Annotated in this window: 16 protein-coding genes; 8 read left to right on the top strand and 8 right to left on the bottom strand. The window is 72.4% G+C overall.

All coding sequences use genetic code 11. From position 1 onward, the window contains the following. Positions 1 to 44: 44 nt before the first annotated feature. From ACFYM2_RS28360 to ACFYM2_RS28370, 3 genes are all read right to left on the bottom strand, one after another. Positions 45 to 722 (bottom strand): TetR/AcrR family transcriptional regulator, encoded by a 678-nt coding sequence (locus ACFYM2_RS28360; RefSeq protein ID WP_388840161.1) that lies wholly within the window; start codon positions 720 to 722, stop codon positions 45 to 47. Further along, positions 719 to 1,921, bottom strand: a complete 1,203-nt coding sequence (locus ACFYM2_RS28365) for an enoyl-[acyl-carrier-protein] reductase FabV (protein WP_359003797.1) — start codon at positions 1,919 to 1,921, stop codon at positions 719 to 721. Before ACFYM2_RS28365 ends, ACFYM2_RS28360 begins: the two co-directional genes overlap by 4 nt. A 204-nt stretch (positions 1,922 to 2,125) precedes the next feature. Further along, positions 2,126 to 2,806, bottom strand: coding sequence for a hemolysin III family protein (locus tag ACFYM2_RS28370; protein WP_388456652.1), 681 nt, complete (start codon positions 2,804 to 2,806; stop codon positions 2,126 to 2,128). 298 nt (positions 2,807 to 3,104) lie between these two features. Between ACFYM2_RS28370 and ACFYM2_RS28375 the strand changes: the two genes are divergently transcribed. After that, entirely contained in the window at positions 3,105 to 4,928 is a 1,824-nt protein-coding gene (locus ACFYM2_RS28375) for a phosphoenolpyruvate carboxykinase (GTP) (protein WP_388840165.1), read from the top strand. A gap of 339 nt (positions 4,929 to 5,267) precedes the next feature. On the opposite strand, the gene ACFYM2_RS28380 is transcribed toward ACFYM2_RS28375, so the two are convergent. The 3 genes from ACFYM2_RS28380 to ACFYM2_RS28390 form a co-directional block, all read right to left on the bottom strand. Beyond that, positions 5,268 to 5,654, bottom strand: a complete 387-nt coding sequence (locus tag ACFYM2_RS28380; protein ID WP_388456650.1) for a hypothetical protein — start codon at positions 5,652 to 5,654, stop codon at positions 5,268 to 5,270. Between the two features lie 88 nt (positions 5,655 to 5,742). Then, positions 5,743 to 6,954, bottom strand: a complete 1,212-nt coding sequence (locus ACFYM2_RS28385) for a pyridoxal phosphate-dependent aminotransferase (protein WP_350232370.1) — start codon at positions 6,952 to 6,954, stop codon at positions 5,743 to 5,745. A gap of 659 nt (positions 6,955 to 7,613) precedes the next feature. After that, positions 7,614 to 8,177, bottom strand: a complete 564-nt coding sequence (locus tag ACFYM2_RS28390) for a hypothetical protein (RefSeq protein ID WP_388840169.1) — start codon at positions 8,175 to 8,177, stop codon at positions 7,614 to 7,616. A 108-nt stretch (positions 8,178 to 8,285) separates the two neighbouring features. Here ACFYM2_RS28390 and ACFYM2_RS28395 point away from each other — a divergent pair, with 108 nt between their 5' ends. Next, positions 8,286 to 9,734 carry a cellulase family glycosylhydrolase gene (locus ACFYM2_RS28395; RefSeq protein ID WP_388840172.1) on the top strand — a complete coding sequence of 483 codons (1,449 nt, stop codon included), beginning with the start codon at positions 8,286 to 8,288 and terminating at the stop codon, positions 9,732 to 9,734. A gap of 135 nt (positions 9,735 to 9,869) precedes the next feature. Further along, positions 9,870 to 10,211: an alkyl sulfatase dimerization domain-containing protein gene (locus tag ACFYM2_RS28400; protein ID WP_350232373.1), complete on the top strand. Its 342-nt coding sequence runs from the start codon at positions 9,870 to 9,872 to the stop codon at positions 10,209 to 10,211. Here the strand turns inward: ACFYM2_RS28400 and ACFYM2_RS28405 are convergent. Together ACFYM2_RS28405 and ACFYM2_RS28410 are read right to left on the bottom strand one after the other, a co-directional pair. After that, positions 10,144 to 11,745 (bottom strand): amidohydrolase family protein, encoded by a 1,602-nt coding sequence (locus ACFYM2_RS28405; protein ID WP_388840175.1) that lies wholly within the window; start codon positions 11,743 to 11,745, stop codon positions 10,144 to 10,146. The genes ACFYM2_RS28400 and ACFYM2_RS28405 overlap by 68 nt on opposite strands. Before the next feature lie 375 nt (positions 11,746 to 12,120). Then, positions 12,121 to 13,440, bottom strand: a complete 1,320-nt coding sequence (locus ACFYM2_RS28410; RefSeq protein ID WP_388840283.1) for an amino acid deaminase — start codon at positions 13,438 to 13,440, stop codon at positions 12,121 to 12,123. 144 nt (positions 13,441 to 13,584) lie between these two features. Between ACFYM2_RS28410 and ACFYM2_RS28415 the strand changes: the two genes are divergently transcribed. The 5 genes from ACFYM2_RS28415 to ACFYM2_RS28435 all read left to right on the top strand — a co-directional run bounded on the left by ACFYM2_RS28415 (position 13,585) and on the right by ACFYM2_RS28435 (position 18,813). Further along, on the top strand, positions 13,585 to 14,679 hold the full coding sequence (locus ACFYM2_RS28415) for a sugar kinase (protein WP_359003821.1): 1,095 nt from the start codon (positions 13,585 to 13,587) through the stop codon (positions 14,677 to 14,679). Next, positions 14,676 to 15,479 (top strand): IclR family transcriptional regulator, encoded by an 804-nt coding sequence (locus ACFYM2_RS28420; protein WP_388840178.1) that lies wholly within the window; start codon positions 14,676 to 14,678, stop codon positions 15,477 to 15,479. Before ACFYM2_RS28415 ends, ACFYM2_RS28420 begins: the two co-directional genes overlap by 4 nt. A 9-nt stretch (positions 15,480 to 15,488) precedes the next feature. Further along, on the top strand, positions 15,489 to 15,902 hold the full coding sequence (locus ACFYM2_RS28425; RefSeq protein ID WP_388456638.1) for a RidA family protein: 414 nt from the start codon (positions 15,489 to 15,491) through the stop codon (positions 15,900 to 15,902). An 836-nt stretch (positions 15,903 to 16,738) separates the two neighbouring features. Next, complete coding sequence (locus tag ACFYM2_RS28430; RefSeq protein WP_388840181.1) at positions 16,739 to 17,662, top strand: hypothetical protein; 924 nt, start codon at positions 16,739 to 16,741, stop codon at positions 17,660 to 17,662. Between the two features lie 296 nt (positions 17,663 to 17,958). Then, a complete protein-coding gene (locus ACFYM2_RS28435) occupies positions 17,959 to 18,813 on the top strand; it encodes a serine protease (RefSeq protein WP_388840184.1) in 855 nt (284 codons plus the stop codon). Positions 18,814 to 18,862: the final 49 nt, after the last annotated feature.

Consider the following 18,862-nt stretch of genomic DNA (forward strand, 5'->3'; position numbering starts at 1 on the left):
CCCGCGCGTGCGGGCCGGCGCCGGGTGGCCGGGGGCGCGGAGCGCTACGTCGGGGGCAGGCCGCTGGACAGGACGGTCATCGTGCGGGCGACGAGGTCCAGGAGGTCGTCCTCGTGGTCCCGCTCCGCCCAGTACACGGACGCCTCGTGCAACGCCCCCAGCACCGCCATCGCGAACACCCGGACCTCCAGGTCCGCCTCCGCCCGCCCCGCCCGCTCGGCCAGCACCCCGCACAGCAGTCGGCCCGTCCGCGCCACCGACTCCATCACCCGGGCCCGCAACGCCGGCACCTGGGCGATCAGCCGCGTACGCTGCACCGTCTCCTCGCGGGCGTGCAGCAGCGCGATGCGGGCCGCCTCCGTGATCACGTACCGCAGGGAGTCGAGGGGAGCCTCCTCGGCCGGCCGGGCGCGCAGCTCCCGCAGCAGGACCTGGTCGAACTCGTCGGTCAGGACGATGTCCTCCTTGGCCGGGAAGTAGCGGAACACCGTCGAGGGCGACACCTCCGCCTCCTGCGCGATCTGCTCGACGGTCGTGGCCTCGTACCCGTGCGCCGCGATCAGCCGGTACGTGGCGCGGCGGATCCCGGCGCGGGTCTTGAGCTTCTTGCGCTCCCGCAGGCTCAGTTGGGGCTGAACGCGGCTCTCCGCGACCGGGGCGGCGGACCCGGCCCGGTCGGCGGCGGGGGAGCGGGGGCGGGAGGTGGCGGCCATGACGGTCATTGTCCGCCAAGGGCCAGGGGCCAGGGGGCCGTGGTCTCGGCCGGGGCCGCGTAGTCGACGCCCGGCACGCCCCACCCGTACAGCTCGCGGATCCGGCCCATGAACCACTCGGCGCCGGCGGTCGCGCGCGTGAGGCCCGTCCGGGGGTCGGACCACAGGGCGCGGACCCGGTCCTGGACGCGCTCGTCGAGTTCCCAGCCGTCGAGGCGGACGCGTCCCTCGCCGTCCGTGACCAGCGGGGCCGACCCGGTGAGCCGGCCCCAGAGGTCCTGGGCCTGCTCGGTGGTGGTACGGAAGTCCTCGCCCAGGACGGCGCGCAGGAACGTGGTGTAGAGGGCGATGGAGGGGATGGCGCTCGACGCCTGAGTGACGGCGGCGCCCGCGACGACGGTGAACGCCCGGCCCCGGCCCGCCAGAACGCCCGAGGTGAGCTCGCCCGCCGTGCGCTCCAGGTGCTCCTTCGCCGCGCCGATGGTGCCCTGGCGGTAGATGGGGGCGGTCAGTTCGGAGCCGATGTAGGTGAACGCCGCAGTGGTGAAACCGTCGGCCAGCAGGGCGCGTTCGGCCAGCGCCTCGACCCACAGGCGCCAGTCCGCGCCGCCCATGACCTGCTCGGTCGCGTGCCGTTCGGCGGGCGTCGCGGGTTCGAGGCGGACGCTGCTCACGCGCGGCGTGGCCTCGGAGAAGTCGAGCGCGGGGGCTTCGTAGGGACGGCCGATGGGCTTGATCACCGAGTGGTGGACGGTGCCGGTGGCCGGGTCGGTGCGCCGGGGCGCGGCCAGGCTGTAGATGAGGTGGTCGACCGGACCGTACCGCTTCTCCACCAGGTCGAGGACCTGCGCCTTGCCCTGCTCGGAGAAGGCGTCGGCGTTGACGAACACGAAGTCGTGGCCGCCCTCCTGGACGAGGCGGGCCGCGGCGGCGGTGCGGTACCAGCCGGCGCTCGCGGTGCGCCGCTCGGTCTCCGGCGCCTCGAATGCCACGCCGACGCCCCGGATGCCGTGCCCGCGCAGCCCCGTCAGGAGCGTGGCCAGGCCGTAGCCCGCACTGTGCCCGAGCAGCAGCACCACGGGACTCGTGCCGTCGGTGCGGGCCGGGATCCGCTGCCACATGCGGGTGACCGTCTCGGCGGCCCCCACGGGGTGGGCGTTGACGATCAAAAGGCCGCGCTGCTTCGGGTCGATCTGGCGGAGGCTCACGAGATGAGGTCTTTCCTTGGAGGGCCGGGTGGCGAGAAGGTGACGTACACCCGCGCGCACACCGCCGGGCCCCGCTCCCGGCGGGCGCCTTCGTGATCGTAACGACGCCCGGGGGAGCGGCCGTGGCGAGCGCGGTACGGAGAAACCGCCCGCCACTTGTCGCCTTCTGGCATTGACGCCCGACGCCCCCCCCCTGCCGGAGCCTCAGCCGTGCTGGTACGCCACGATCGAGATGCCCACGTAGTGCACGGCGAACGCGGCCAGCGTCAGCGTGTGGAAGACCTCGTGGAAGCCGAAGAAGCGCGGTGAGGGGTTGGGGCGCTTGAGGCCGTAGATGACGCCGCCCGCGCTGTAGAGGAGGCCGCCGACGACGACCAGGACGAGCACCGCGACGCCGCCTGCCCGCATGAAGTCGGGCAGGAAGAAGACCGCGGCCCAGCCCATCGCGAGGTAGCAGGGCGTGTAGAGCCAGCGCGGGGCGCCGATCCAGAAGACCCGGAAGGCGATGCCCGCGAGGGCGGCCGCCCAGATCGACCACAGCAGGACCCGGCCGGTCGAGGCGGGCAGCAGGAGCAGCGTCAGCGGGGTGTAGGTGCCCGCGATGATGAGGAAGATGTTGGCGTGGTCCAGGCGGCGCAGGATCGCCTCGCCGCGTGGGCCCCAATTGCCCCGGTGGTAGAGACCGCTGACCCCGAAGAGCAGGCACGCGGTCAGGGCGAAGATCCCGCAGGCTATCCGGGCCTTGGTGGACCCCGCGCACGCGGTCAGCACCAGTCCCGCGATCAGCGCGGCCGGGAACATCCCGGCATGCAGCCAGCCGCGCATCTTCGGTTTCACCATCTGTGTCACCGGGTCGATCACATGGGCCGTCACCTGATCAGTCATGGTCCGCATGCTACCTACGCCCCCGTAAGTTACGGATAGGTACCGGCCGTCGCGGAGCGTCCTGGGGCCGACGGGTAAGTAAACGGCAAATGGCAGTTAAGAAGGCGGTAAGTGGTGATGCTCACGTGAGAGGCCCCCTGGACATATGGGCGAACGACGCGGAAGATCAGATGAGTGCGGTCGGCACCGGATGAGCGCCAAGAGGATCCACGGGGTCAAGCATCCGGGTCGCAGCCCCCACGGGGCGGCAATGAAGTAGTTCGTCAAACCCTCCCGAAGACCTCATCTAGGAGCGATCGTGGCGCGCGATATCGCGGCTCCCCTCTCTGTCCCCACCAAGCACCAGGAACTGATCTCGTGGGTCAACGAGATCGCGGAACTGACCCAGCCCGACGACGTGGTCTGGTGCGACGGATCCGAGGCCGAGTACGAGCGCCTGTGCGGGGAGCTCGTCGCCAAGGGCACGTTCAGGAAACTGGACGAGGCCAAGCGCCCCAACTCCTACTACGCCGCGTCCGACCCGCGTGACGTCGCCCGGGTCGAGGACCGCACCTTCATCTGCTCCGAGAAGGAGGAGGACGCGGGCCCGACCAACCACTGGAAGGCCCCCGCCGAGATGAAGGACATCTTCACCGGCGAGCAGGGCGTCTTCCGCGGTTCGATGCGCGGCCGCACGATGTACGTTGTGCCCTTCTGCATGGGCCCGGTCGGCTCGCCGCTGTCCGCGATCGGCGTCGAGATCACCGACTCCGCGTACGTCGCCGTGTCGATGCGCACCATGACCCGCATGGGACAGCGCGTCCTGGACGAGCTCGGCACCGACGGCTTCTTCGTGAAGGCCGTCCACACCCTGGGCGCCCCGCTGGCCGAGGGCGAGGCCGACGTGCCGTGGCCCTGCAACACCACCAAGTACATCTCGCACTTCCCCGAGTCACGCGAGATCTGGTCCTACGGCTCGGGCTACGGCGGCAACGCCCTGCTCGGCAAGAAGTGCTACGCGCTGCGCATCGCCTCCGTCATGGCGCGCGACGAGGGCTGGCTCGCCGAGCACATGCTCGTCCTCAAGCTGACCCCGCCGAACGGCGAGGCCAAGTACGTCGCCGCCGCGTTCCCGAGCGCCTGCGGCAAGACCAACCTGGCCATGCTGGAGCCGACGGTCCCGGGCTGGAAGGTCGAGACCATCGGTGACGACATCGCCTGGATGCGCTTCGGCGAGGACGGCCAGCTGTACGCGATCAACCCCGAGGCCGGTTTCTTCGGCGTCGCGCCCGGCACCGGCGAGCACACCAACGCCAACGCCATGAAGACGCTGTGGGGCAACTCCGTCTTCACCAACGTCGCGCTCACCGACGACGGGGACGTCTGGTGGGAGGGCATGACCGAGACGGCGCCCGCGCACCTGACGGACTGGAAGGGCGACGACTGGACGCCCGCGTCCGACACCCCCGCCGCCCACCCCAACGCCCGCTTCACCGTGCCGGCCGGGCAGTGCCCGACCATCGCGCCGGAGTGGGAGGACCCCAAGGGCGTGCCGATCTCGGCCATCCTCTTCGGCGGCCGCCGCGCCTCCGCGGTGCCGCTGGTCACCGAGTCCTTCGACTGGAACCACGGCGTCTTCCTCGGCGCCAACGTCGCGTCCGAGAAGACCGCCGCCGCCGAGGGCAAGGTCGGCGAGCTGCGCCGCGACCCCTTCGCCATGCTGCCGTTCTGCGGCTACAACATGGGCGACTACATGGCCCACTGGGTCAAGGTCGGCGCGACGGCGGACGCCGCGAAGCTGCCGAAGATCTACTACGTCAACTGGTTCCGCAAGAACGACGCGGGCAAGTTCGTGTGGCCCGGCTTCGGCGAGAACAGCCGCGTCCTGAAGTGGATCGTGGAGCGTCTGGAAGGCAGGGCCGAGGGCGTCGAGAGCCCGATCGGCATCCTGCCGACGAAGGAATCCCTCGACACCGACGGGCTCGACCTGCCGGAGGCCGACCTGGAGTTCCTGCTGAAGGTCGACAAGGAGGTCTGGCGCGAGGAGGCGGCGCTGATCCCCGAGCACCTGGATACCTTCGGCGACCACGCGCCCAAGGAGTTGTGGGACGAGTACCGCGCGCTGGTCTCCCGCCTCGGCTGAACCGGCCCTTCCAAACCCCCTCCGGCCCTGGCCGGCCGCCTGTCCTGGCACGGCAGGGCCGGAGGTGTGAGCGGCGGGTCGGTTCGACTTCCGCCCTGACCTGTGGGGTCACACGTGACCCGCCGCGCATCGGCCGGCCCCCGGAGTCCCCTCACGGCTCCGGGGGCCGGCCGTTTTCGCGTGCGGTGACGGCTGGGGCGTACGTACGGTGACGCTCGCGGGCGTACGCGCGTGACGCTCGCGGGGTACGCGCGCGACGCTCGCGGGGTACGCCAGGTGTGAGAGGCGCCCGGTCCGCGTACCTGTGCGGCGCGCGGACCGGGGCCGATCGGGGGCCGCTCAGGAGGCGGCGGTGAGGGCGCGGGCCTCGGCGTGGGCGTCCATGCGCTCGGCGGCCAGGATCGCCGACGCGGTGTCGGCGCGCGAGGCGGCGACGACCAGGGCGCGGCCGGCGAGCGCGTGCGCGCGGGTGTGCAGGGCTTCGGCGTCGGCGCCGCTCAGGCCCGCGTGGCGCACCGGCGGCAGTCCGCCGCGCAGCCGGGCGACCTGCCGCGCGATCGCGTCCCCGGCCTCGGTGAGCCCGAGTTCGTCGGTGACGGCGAGCAGCGCGGAGAGGTGGCCGGCGAGCTGGATGTCCAGCTCCTCCTCGCGGGAGCGGTGCGGGACGCGCTCACTGTCGGCGGCCATCGTGCTGTGGACCGACTTGGTGCGGATCGGCTCGTACATGGGAATGGCCTCCTGAACGTTTCAGGAAGCCATCCTAGCTTAGATCCTGTCTAAAGTTGACCCGGGCCCAGATGCGGGGCAGGGCCGGTCACATCTGGCCGTAGCCCTCCAGGAACTTCCCGATCCGCGTCACCGCGTCCGCCAGGTCCTTGGCCGCCGGCAGCGTCACGATCCGGAAGTGATCGGGCTCCGGCCAGTTGAAGCCGCTCCCGTGGACGACCATGATCTTCTCGGCCCTGAGCAGGTCGAGGACCATCTGGCGGTCGTCCTTGATCTTGTAGACGTCCGGGTCGAGGCGCGGGAACAGATACAGCGCGCCCTTCGGCTTCACGCAGGTCACCCCGGGGATCTGGGTGAGCAGGTCGTACGCCGTGTCCCGCTGCTCCAGGAGGCGGCCGCCGGGCAGCACCAGCTGCTCGATGGACTGCCGGCCGCCGAGCGCGGTGGCCACCGCGTGCTGGGACGGCATGTTCGCGCACAGGCGCATGTTCGCCAGGATCGTCAGGCCCTCGATGTAGGAGGAGGCGTGGGCCTTCGGCCCGCACACCGCGAGCCAGCCCGAGCGGTAGCCGGCCACGCGGTAGTTCTTCGAGAGCCCGTTGAAGGTGAGCACCATCAGGTCGGGGGCGATCACGGCGGTCGGGGTGTGGGTGGCGCCGTCGAAGAGGATGCGGTCGTAGATCTCGTCCGAGCAGACGACCAGGTTGTGGCGGCGGGCGATCTCGGTCAGGCCGCGCAGCATCTCGTCGTCGTACACCGCGCCCGTGGGGTTGTTGGGGTTGATGATGACGATGGCCTTGGTGCGGTCGGTGACCTTGCGCTCGATGTCGGCGAGGTCCGGCATCCAGTCGGACTGCTCGTCGCAGCGGTAGTGCACCGCGGTGCCGCCGGCGAGCGAGACGGAGGCGGTCCACAGCGGGTAGTCCGGGGCGGGGACCAGCACCTCGTCGCCGTCGTCGAGCAGCGCCTGCATCGACATCTGGATGAGCTCGGAGACGCCGTTGCCGATGTAGACGTCCTCGACGTCCAGCTCGACGCCCTTGGTCTGGTAGTGCTGCATCACCGCGCGCCGCGCGGACAGCAGGCCCTTCGCGTCTCCGTAGCCGTGCGCGCCCGAAAGGTTGCGGAGGATGTCCTCCAGGATCTCCGGCGGGCACTCGAAACCGAACGCCGCGGGGTTGCCGGTGTTCAGCTTGAGGATGCGGTGGCCCTGCGCTTCGAGGCGCATGGCCTCTTCGAGCACCGGGCCCCGGATCTCGTAACAGACATTGGCGAGCTTCGTCGACTGGATCACCTGCATGACGGCCACCTTACGGGCGGGTTTCACGGGGTGCCTCGGGATTTGGGGCCGGGTGGGTGGGGGTGCGGGGGCGGTGGCTTCCATCGCAATGCGGGTGGGTGGGTGGCGCCGGGGAATGCACGCCGCGGGGCCCTGGCGGGGCTTGGATTACGAGAACTGAGACTTTCCCCACGCGGGCCCTGCCGGGGGCGCGGGCCAACTATGCCGATGCGGGCCAGCACCGCCCCTGCCAGGGGCGCGGGCCATATGCCGATGCGGGCCAGCACCGACCCTGTCAGGGGCGCGGGGAACTGCGCGCTCAGCCCAGCACGGTCGGCAGCCGGGCTCCCTGGGGCTCCGCCCCAGACCCCGTTCGCGCTGAAGGCGCTCGTCCTCAAACGCCGGACGGGCTGGGGGTGCAGGCGCGGGCCAGCATGGACCCTGCCAGGGGCGCGGGGAACTGCGCGCAGCCGGGGTTCCTGGGGCTCCGCCCCAGACCCCGTTCACGCTGAAGGCGCTCGTCCTCAATCTCCCCCAAGGCCTTAAGGGCCAGGGGGGACCCCCATGACGGGCTGGGTATGTCCCAGTGGACCAGCACGAGCCCTGCCAGGGGCGCGGGGAACTGCGCGTTCAGCCACGCATGGCTCGCAGGTCAACCCGCCGGGCCAGCACCGCCCCTGCTAGGGCCGCACCCGACCACGCCCGGTCCGCAAGCGGAAGGGGACCGGATTTCGCCGCGCGCACACGGTCGTGGCCAGGGCCGGGAGCCACCCCAGGGTGGTGGCCCAGGCCGCACCCGACACCGCCCCGGCCACCCCGTACAGAACCCACCCCAGGACCCCCGCGTCCACCAGCCGCGCGGCGACAAGACCCCGCCACACCCCGGACACCCCACCACCCACGACCAGCGCCGACCACCCCGCCAGCGCGCGGCGCGCCCACCCCGCCACCGGGCGCACCCGTACATGCCGGCGCATCCGCAGCGTCGCCACCGTCACCAGGACCAGCGCCGCGAAGTCCTCGCAGAGCAACTGGACCGGACCCGTACCCCCCAACGGCACCGCCCGTAACGGCGGCAGGGCCAGGGGCGCCCCGAGCGCGCTCGGCACCAGGGCAAGGCCCGCGTGCGCGGTGAGCGCGATCAGGACCGGGGTGAGCCCGAAAAGCAGCGTGAGCAGCAGGCAGACCCCGCCCACCGCGACCACCGCCGGAGCGGTTCTGGGCAGACGCATCGCCGGACGCATGGCCGGACCCTAGACCATGGGACGCCCGGTGAGAAGATGCTGAACAGTTCTCAACTAGGGCTGTGAGCAGGGGTGTTGGGCAGCACGCCGAGCCCCTAGAGTCCGGCCATGCGGCTACGGGTGACGCCACGGGCGACGAGATGGACGGCGGCGGCCACGGCGACGGCACTGGCCGTCGCCCTCCTGATGGCGGCCGGCCCGCCAAGCGCGGCCCCCGCGCACACGGCCACCGGCCACCGCTGGATCACCGACGACCAGGGCCGCGCGCTGGTCCTGACCGGGCTCAACACCGCGAGCAGCGCCAAGTCCCGCCCGGACGGCCTGCCGTGGATCACGGAGGCGGACGTGGGCCGCGAGGCGGACGAGCCCGGCTCCGACTTCGTGCGCCTGCTCATCCAGTGGCGCACCGTCGAGCCGAGCCCGGGCCGCTACGACGACGGCTATCTCGACCAGGTCGCCGAGCGCGTGCGCTGGTACGGGGCGCGCGGCTTCCACGTCATGCTCGATCTGCACCAGGACGTCTACGGCCCCGCCGTCAAGGGCAACGGCGCGCCCGCCTGGGCGACCGAGTCCGACGGGCTCCCGGTCGCCGCCCGCGACCCGTGGGAGCTCACCTACGTCGAGCCCGGCACCGTACGCGCCTTCGACCACTTCTGGGGCACCCGCCGGGCCGGCCGCGACCTGCGGGCGCACTACGCGGCGGCCTGGGCGCACGTCGCCGCGCGGTTCGCGAACGACCCGGCCGTGCTCGGCTACGACCTGATGAACGAGCCCTTCGGCGGCAGCGTGCAGGGCCCCGCCTTCGAGGCGGGACCGCTCGCCGCCCTCTACCGCCGGACCATCGCCGCCGTCCGCGCCGTCGACCACGACTCCTGGATCTTCGTGGAGCCCGAGGCGGTCAGCGCCAACTGGGGCCTGCCGAGCGCACTTCCCTACCTCCCCGACCCGCGCGGCCCCGGCGAGCGGGCCCGTATCGCGTACGCGCCGCACCTCTACCCCCTCCCCATGGACCTCGGCGGCGGCTACACCGGCGACGCCGAAAAGTGGGTGGACCGCACGCTCGCGTCCTGGCGCGAGCAGACCGAGAAGACCGCGAGACGGCTCGGCGCGCCCGTCCTCATCGGTGAGTACGGCCTCGACATCGCCCTGCCCGGCGCCCTGCGGTACGTGGAGAAGGTGCGGGCCCTGGCCGACGCCATGGGCGCGGGCACCGCGTACTGGTCCAACGACCCCGGATCCTGGGCCCCTTGGGACCAGAACCTGCGCCCCACTCCTCTTCTCCCGGTCCTCGACCGCCCGGAGCCCAGGGCGATCGCGGGAGACCCGGTCGCCTACGGCTGGGACGAGGCGAGCCGCACCCTGTCGCTGCGCTGGCGGCCCCTGCCCGGCGTGCGCGGCGACACCGAGGTCCATCTGCCGGCCCGGTTCTTCCCCGAGGGCGGCGAGGTCACGGGCGCCGAGCGGGGCCGGTGGGACCCGGACTCGCGTGTCCTGCACATCACTTCACCGCCCGGCGGCCGAGGGGAGGTCTCGGTGCGGATCCGTCCGGGCGCGTGAGGGCCGGGCGGGCGCGGGAACGGATTGAGCCACCCGGCCCCCGGCGGTGTTGTGCCGGGCGCGGGGCTGTTCCTAACGTCCGGTACGCGCCGGAACGTCCGCCGCACCCCGACCGAACGCGACAGGAGGCAGGCAGTGGACACGACCGTGCCCGAGCGGTCCCGTGGGCGGCCGCGCTGGCGGGGCCTGCTGGCCGCCGCCCAGCGGGAGTACGACGCGCCCGCGCCCCACTACGACAAGGTGATCGACCTGCTCGACCAGGTGGTCGGGTCCGCCGTGCCCGTCGCCGCGCTGCGCAGCGCGAAGGCGCTCCAGGCGCTGGCCCTCACCCAGCTCGCCTACGCGGCCGACTACGGCCCGCTGCGCACGGTCTACCTCACGGCGGCGCGCGAACTGGCGACGGACCCGCTCAGCGCGCCCCGGGCGTCCGCCGCACCGAGCGGCCCGCGAGCACATCGGTCCGCCTGCCGTCCTTGATGACGAACTCTCCGTCGATCAGGACGTACGGGATGCCGACGGGCAGCGTGCGGGGGGCGGCGAAGGTGGCGCCCGCCGCGACGGTGTCCGGGTCGAACAGGACGAGGTCGGCGCGGTAGCCCTCGCGCACCAGGCCGCGGTCGGGCAGGCGCAGACGGGCGGCCGGGCGCGCGGTGAGACGGGCGACGGTCTCCTCAAGGGTGAGGATGCCCAACTCCCGTGCGTAGTGCCCGAGATAGTGCGGAAAGGTGCCATAGGCGCGGGGGTGCGGTTTGTCGCCCTGGAGGATGCCGTCGCTGCCGCCGGTGTGCACCCGGTGGCGCATGATGGCCCGCACGTTCTCCTCGTGGCCGACGTGCTGAAGGATGGTGGGTCCGAGCTCGTCCTCGATGAGCAGCCGGCGCGCGGTGGCCCAGGGCGTCTCGCCCCGCCGCGCGCCGGCCCGGGCGACGCTCTGGCCGACGTATCCGGCGAGCGCGGGGTGGCTCACGCCCGAGATCTCGATGGTGTCCCAGTCGATGGGCACGCCGTGGCAGCCGTCCGCGCCGATGACCTCCATGTGGTGGCGGACGCGTTCGGCGGTGTCGTCGTCGCGCAGCCGGACGAGGATGGCCTCGGGGCCGCCCTCGCCCGCCCAACTGGGCAGCAGCGCCACGAGAGTTGTGCAGCCCGGGGTATATGGATAGGTGTCGAGCGAGATGTCGCCACCTCGCGCGAGCGCGTCGTCGAGCAGGGCGAGCAGGTCGGGCGCGCGGCCCTCGTTCACGCCGAAGTTCATCGTGGCGTGAGCGAGGTGGAGGGCGCACCCCGCGTCCTGGGTGAGCCGGATCATCTCCTCGTACGCGGCGAGGGCGCCGGCGCCGTAGGAACGGTGGTGGGGGCAGTAGTAGCCGTCGTAGCGGGCCACGACGCGGCAGAGTTCGGTGAGTTCGGCGTCACTGGCGTACATGCCGGGGGTGTAGGTGAGCCCCGAGGACATGCCGACCGCGCCCTGTTCGAGACCTTCCGCCACCAACTGCCGCATGTGGTCCAGCTGTTGGGGTGTGGCGGGCCGGTCGTCCCAGCCGACGGCGAGCATCCGTACGGCGCCCTGAGGGACGAGGTAGGCGGCGTTGACCGCGATGCCCCGGTCGAGGCGGTCGAGGTATTCGCCGACGCTGCGCCAGTCGAAGTCGATGTCGCTTCCGTCGCCGTTCCACCCGGTGATGGCCCGGCGGACCTCGCCGAGGGTGCGGTCGTCGACGGGCGCGTACGAGAGCCCGTCCTGGCCCAGCACCTCAAGGGTGACACCCTGGGCGGCCTTCGCGCTGTGGTCCGGGTCGCGCAGCAGGGCGAGGTCGGAGTGGGCGTGCATGTCGATGAACCCGGGGCAGAGGGTGAGGCCGTGGGCGTCGAGCGTGCGCGGTGCGGTGAGCGGGGGCTCACCCGGCTGTCTGATCTGGGCGATCCGGCCGTCGGTGAGGCGGAGGTCGGCGGGGTAGGAGGGGGTGGCGGTGCCGTCGATGACGCGGGCGTCGCGGATGACCAGGTCCATGGGGGCCTCTCGTGTGCGTGGGGTGCGTTGCCTTTCCTGGGCCGGCTGCGGACCGTGCGGGGTGCTCGCGCAGTTCCCCGCGCCCCTGAAGGGCTCGGTGTTCGGGTGCGGACCGTGGTCGCTTCTCGCGCAGTTCCCCGCGCCCCTTAATGGCTTCGGGCGTCGGGTGCGGACCGTGCTCGCTTTTCGCGCAGTTCCCCGCGCCCCTGGGCATCCGGTGCTGGCCTGCATGGGCATCCTCAGCCTGTCCGGCGATTGAGGACGAGGCCGTTCAGGCCGAACGGGGTCTGGGGCGGAGCCCCAGGGTCTTTCACCCCCGGCGGGGCCAGGAACCGGGGTCTGGGGCGGAGCCCCAGGGGTTGGTCGTGCCCCGGGTCAGAACAGCGTGCGGAGGTAATCCGCTACCACCCCGTCCTCCCCGGCCACGGGAATAAGCCCCCACTTGTCAAACACCGTGCACGGATGCGAAAGCCCCATCCCCACCCAGTCCCCGACGGACAACGAAACCCCCGCCTCCGTGCGAAGCCACCCGTGCTGGTCGGAGAGCCCGGTAACCGAGATCCCCGACCCGTCCCGCACCACCCCGCTCACCGCGTCCCGCACCACCCGCACCACCGGCAGACCCAGGTCGTACGCCGCGTCCCGCTTCCCCGCGTTGACGAAGGCCTGCTCGGGGGAGGGCCGGGAGACGACCTGCGCCCACAGCAGGAACGCGGGCCGCAGGGCCCCCTCGGCCGGCACCCGGTTGAAGGGCGTGAGCTCGCGGTAGTGCCCGTCGTCGTGCGAGACGTACGCACCGGAGCGCAGCAACTTCAGTACCGGAAGCGAGAGTTGGGGCACGGCCGCGAAGACGTCCGCGACCACGTCGAACCACGCGGAGCCGCCCGCGCTGAGCACGATCTCCGTCACGCCGAGCCCCGCGAACCGCCCCGCCGCGTCGAAACCGGCCGCCAGCGAGACGAGCCGGCCGAGATGGTCCCGCACCCGCTCGGGATCGGCGTCCGGCACCTCGCCCTCGTACCCGGCGACCCCCACGAGCCGCAGCGTGCCCGTGCCGGCCACCGCGTCGGCGACCCGCGCGCACTCGGCCTCCGTGCGCACCCCGGTCCGCGCGCTCTCACCCGCGGCCAGTTCCACCACCACGTCCACCCGCCGCGCGCACGCGCCCCGCAGCGCCTGGTCCATGAGGTCGACGCCGCGTACGGAATCGACGTAACAGATGAAGCGGAAGGCCGGGTCGCGCTCAAGCTCCCCGGCGATCCAGCGCAGCGCCGCCGCGTCCACCAGTTCGTTCGCGAGGAAGATCCGCTCAGTGCCGAACGCCCGTGCCACGCGCACCTGGTGGGGCACCGCCAGGGTGATCCCCCAGGCGCCGCGCTCCACCTGGCGGGCGAAGAGCTGGGGCGCCATCGAGGTCTTGCCGTGCGGCGCGAACGCCAGACCGTGGCGCCGCACGTACGTTTCGAGGAGGCCGAGATTGTGGTCGAGCGCTTCTGCCGACAGCGTCAGGACCGGCGTGGTGAAGCCGCCGGTGAACAGGGAGCGGTGCTGCGCGGCGAGTTCGGCGACGGTCATCCCCTCCGCGTCCGGCGGCAGCCCCTTGAAGCGGTGGTCGACGCGCTCGGCGCCCAGCTCCGCCAGCTTGTCCTCAGGCCCCTCGTCGCGCTGGTTGTCGCGCTTGTCGTCGCGGTGGATGGCTGCCACGGAAACCTCACCCTCCTCGGGAGGGGCGTTGCGTTATCTGCAACACCCATTGCGCATATCGCTTGCTGCTGTCTAACATCCGGGCCAGCGCCGGGTCAATGACCGGACCGGCCGTTCAGCAGTGAGGAGCCGGCAGTGACCCAGGGACCCCCAGCCGAGGCGGACGCCGTCGACGCCGCCGTCGATGTCGTCTGCCTCGGGGAGTCCATGGTCACCTTCCTTCCCCTCCGGCCGGGCCGCCTCGCCGACGTGCCCGCCTTCGAGCGGACGATCGGCGGCGCCGAGTCCAATGTGGCCTGCGCGCTGGCCGCCGCCGGGCACAGCACCCGATGGGTCAGCCGGGTCGGCGCGGACGGCTTCGGCGACCACCTGGTGGAGACCATCGGCGGCTACGGTGTCGACGTGCGCGCGGTGCGCCGCGACCCGCACCGGCCCACCGGTATCTACTTCCGCACCGCCGACGACCGCACCGCCGACGGCCACGAGGTCCTGTACTACCGCGCCGGGTCCGCGGCCTCCGCCATGTCACCGGCCACCGTGCCCCACCGCGACCTGTGGGCGGGCCGCGTCCTGCACCTGTCGGGCATCACCGCCGCGCTCTCCGACGACTGCCTCGCCCTGATGCGCGACCTCCTGGCGCGCCGGCCCGGCCGGCCATCGGTGTCCTTCGACATCAACTACCGGCCGGGGCTGTGGCGCGACGCGGCCGGGCCCCGGGTCCTGCTCGACCTGGCCAGGGGCGCGGACATCGTCTTCGTCGGCGCGGACGAGGCGGAGGCGGCGTGGGGGATGCGCGGACCGGCCGCCCTGCGTGAGGCGCTGCCCGAACCGGACGTGCTGGTGGTGAAGCAGGGCGCGGCCGGCGCGACGGTCTTCGCGCGGGGGAGCGGACGCGTGGCCGAGCGGGCGCCGCGCGTGGAGGTGGTCGCCCCCGCCGGCGCGGGCGACGCCTTCGCCGCCGGGTTCCTCGGCGCCACCCTGCGCGGCCTGCCCGTACGCGACCGCATCCGGCACGGGCACCTCATGGCCGCCGCCGTGCTCACCGTGCCCGGCGACCTCACCCGGCCGCCCGCCCCCAGCCCGGCCGCCGCCCCGCCCGGAGCCGGCCCCCGGCACACCTCTTGGACGGCACACGCCGACCGGCTCGTGGCCCTGGACGACACCGCCTGGGGGAGACTTCGTCTCGGCCCCGGGTGGACGGGGGACGACCAGGAGGTACGTACGTCATGAGCCAGACCGTCGACCGGGCGCTGAGCATCCTGCCGCTGCTCGCGCGGGGCCCCGCCGACCTCGGGCAGGTCGCCGACCGGCTCGGGGTGCACAAGTCCACCGCGCTGCGGCTCCTGCGCACCCTGCACGAGCACGGGCTCGTCTACCGCCAGGAGGACCAGCGCTACCGGCTCGGCGCCCGGCTCTTCGCCCTCGCGCAGGAAGCCGTCGAGAACCTGGACGTGCGCGAGATCGCCCACCCCCACCTCGTCGCCCTGAACGAGCGGATCGGCCACACCGTCCACCTCGCCGTGTACGAGGAGGGCGAAGTCCTCTACATCGACAAGGTCGAGAGCCGCTACCCGGTGCGGATGTACTCGCGCATCGGCAAGCCCGTCGCCATCACGGTGGCCGCCGTGGCCAAACTGCTCCTGGCCGATCTGCCGGAGACCGAGCGCCGCGCCGTCGCGGACAAGCTCGACTACCCCTCCTACACGCCCCGTTCGACGCCCAACGCGGCCGCGTTCCTCAAGGAGCTGGCGACGGTGCGCGAGCAGGGGTGGGCCACCGACCTCGGCGGCCACGAGGAGTCCATCAACTGCGTCGGGGCGCCCATCCACGGCGCGGACGGCCGCGTCGTCGCCGCCATGTCGGTCTCCGCGCCCAATGTCGTGGTCACCGCCGAAGAACTCCTCGCCCTGTTCCCGCAGGTGCGCCGCACGGCGCAGGACATCAGCCGGGAGTACTCCGGCACCGACCCCGACCCCAGTCCGGGCCCCGACCCCAGCCCCGACCTCGCCCCCAACACCCCATCCGTATAAGGGAGTTCCATGACCGAGAAGATCGCCCTCACCCCGGCCACGCACACCGCCCCGCCCGCCAGGTTCTCGCACGGGGTGAAGAAGGGGAACATCCTCCAGACCGCGGGCCAGGTCGGATACCTGCCGGCCGTCGAGGGGCAGGCGCCCACCCTGGCGGGCCCCACCCTGCGCGAGCAGACCCTCCAGACCTTCGCCAACGTCAAGGCGATCCTGGAGGAGGGCGGCGCGAGCTGGGACGACGTGCTGATGACGCGCGTCTACCTCACCGACGTGGCGCACTTCGCGGAGATGAACGAGATCTACAACGCCTACTTCGATGAGCAGGGCCTCAAGGCCCCCGCCGCCGCCCGCACGACGGTGTACGTGGGCCTGCCGCCCGGCCTCCTCATCGAGATCGACGCCCTCGCGGTCCTGGACGCCTGATCCCCTCAACTCCCTTGCCGCGCCCGGCCCCACCGCTCGACCCGCCGCACGGCGCGGCGCCCCGGACCGCCGGGGCGCCGTGCCGCGGTCCCGCTGCCGCAACGCCCGTGCCGCGCAACGGAGGTGGCCCGTCATCAGGGTCGGCCTCCCGCCCCTTGGCGGCGCTGCTCGCGGCCTCCGCAGCCGCCGGTGATCCAGCCGGACGGCCGCCGGCCCCTCTTTTTCTCGGCCCCTCTCTTTCTCGGCCCGTAACGTCTTGGCCGCATCGGTCGACGGCCTTTCCCCGTTCGAACGCCGGTGGCTGGAAATGTCGAAAATTGCCACATTGGGCAATCCTGGTCCAAGCGGCATGGGGAGGCCCGCTCGAAGCAATGGGCGTGACGGTCCGGATCTGCGGGATCCGGCGCTGTACCGGCGCACTTACGAACCCGAGGGCGCCCGGCGAGCGGAAATCCTTTCCGATTCCGCAAACTGATGGAAGCGGCAGGTCAGGGACGGTGACCACCCCAACGGGAAAAAGCGCCCCGGCGTAGGCGTCGCGCGCTGATGGCTGAAACACAGGTCGGACTCTCACCTGCCGGATGAGTTTTCGTACCACGGCTGGAGGACTGCCCCCGGGGATAAATGTCGGGCAAAATTAAGCCCGCCATTTTATTACGCATGCGGCGTGGTGCGCGTTCTATGGAAGTAGTCCGGGGATTCGCCGAACTTCCGGCAGCGTGCGGCGCGGAAAAAAAATGGGGTCAGGAATACGCCCTTTTCTGTTCCGCGACGCCGGCCCGCTTCAGCGTACCCGCCCCGGCCCCCGCTTCACCCGAGCCAGAGGAAACACCGTCGTGAACAGGAAACACACCCTCGCCATCCTCGCCCTCCCCGCTCTCTTCAGCAGCGCACTCCTCCTCGGCTCATCGGCCGGCGCCTCCCCCCTCGCCTGCACGGCCGGCACCGCCGGCGTAGCCGGCGCCAACGGCACCTCCGCTCACCCCAGCGGTTTCCCCGGCACCGCGGGCGGCCCCGCGACCGGTACCGGTGACTGCGCCGGTGGCGCGGGCGGTCCCGGCGGCAACGGGGTACTCGGCGGGGCCGGCGGTGCGGGCGGCAACGGCGGCACCGGCCTCGGCAGCGGTTCCGGCGGTGCGGGCGGCGCGGGCGGCGCCGCCGGCCCCAACGGCGGTGTGGGCGGCAACGGCGGCAACGGTGCGTCCGGTGGCCTCACCGGGGCCGGCGGTGCGGGCGGTTCGGGCGGCCCGGGCACCCGCGCCGGTGCGGGCGGCGTCGGCGGGGCCGGCGGCGACTCCGGTGCCAACGCGGGCGCGGGCGGTCAAGGCGGCATCGGCGGCGCCGGGGGATCCAACGGCGGTGCGGGTGGCGGCGCGGGCAAGGGCGGCACGGGCCATGGCGGTGGCGCGGGCGGCAACGGCGGCGCCGGGGGCGTCAACAGCTCCGGCAACGGCGGCAAGGGCGGCAACGCCGGCAATGGCGGCAACGGCAGCTCCGGCGGTGCCTACCCGGGCGGCGCCGCGGGCATCGGCGGGGCCGGCGGCCTGTCCTCGGGAGGCATCGCCAACTCCGGCGGCAACGGTGGCAACGGCGGCAACGGCGGCGCCAAGTCGGGCGCGAGCGCCGACGGCGCCTGCGGGATCGGCGGCGCCGGTGGCAACGCCACCGGGGGCTTGCTCTTCCACGGCGGTTCCGGAGGGGCGGGCGGGACCTTCGGCGCCGGCAGCCCCTGCGCGAGCGGCGCCCACGGGACACCGTGACCCGCGGCGGCAGGCGCCCCGCGCCATCCCATGGCGCGGGCACCCGGTGCCATCCCAAGGTGTGACGGCCACACCCTGAACACCCCCGTCACCGAGGGCCGGCCGGCCCCCGGTGACGTCGGCGTGCCCGGGGGTCGGCGATCCACGGTCTCACCGCTCGACCCCGGCCGTCCCCCCAGGGTGGCCACCCCCAAATCCACACGTCCACTTGCCGGTTGAGAGCGAACACCCAACAATGCACATGACAAATCTGCACTCCTTCATCATCCGAGCACCCCCACAAAGGGAACCCCCACATGAAGAAGTCATTCGTCGGCGCACTCGGCGCCGTCAGTGCCCTGCTGCTCGCGACCGCGGGCGCGGTGCCCGCCGCCGCCGCGCAGAACTCCGGCGGCACGGCCGCTCAGGCCCCGGTCAAGGCGGTCACCTTCGCCGGGACGGTGGCGCTGAGCAACTGCTCCGGCTCCGTGGTCCGTACGCCCAGCTCGCAGCCGAGCGACCCCGCGCTCGTGCTCTCCAACGGCCACTGCCTGGAAACCGGGTTCCCCGGCGCCGGAGAGGTCATCACCGACCAGCCCTCGTCCCGCTCGTTCTCCCTCCTGAACGCCTCGGGCTCCAAGGTCGCCACGCTGCGCGCCACCAAGGTCTCGTACGCCACGATGACCGACACGGACATCTCGATCTACCAGCTCAATACGTCCTACGCCAAGATCCAGAGCAGCTACGGGATCAGCGCGCTCACCCTCAATGACACCCACCCGGTCCAGGGCACGGCCATCAAGGTCGTCTCCGGGTATTGGAAGCGCACCTACAGCTGCAACGTGGACGGGTTCGTCTATCGCCTCAAGGAGGGCGACTGGACCTGGAAGGACTCGGTCCGCTACACCTCGTCCTGCAACACCATCGGCGGCACCTCGGGCTCCCCGGTGATCGACACGGCGACCGGCAAGGTCGTCGCCGTCAACAACACCGGCAACGAGGACGGCGAGCGCTGCACGGAGAACAACCCGTGCGAGGTCGACGAGAACGGCAACGTCACCGTCCGCCAGGGCATCAACTACGCCGAGGAGACATACCTCATCGTCCCGTGCATAGGCGCGGGCAGCGTGATCGACCTGAGCCGCGCGGGCTGCGCCCTGCCCAAGCCCTGACCCCCGGGCACGGCCTCGCTGAGCACGGCACGTGAAGCGGCGCCCTCCG

This window comes from Streptomyces sp. NPDC006711 (genome assembly GCF_042869775.1).
GTDB lineage: Bacteria > Actinomycetota > Actinomycetes > Streptomycetales > Streptomycetaceae > Streptomyces.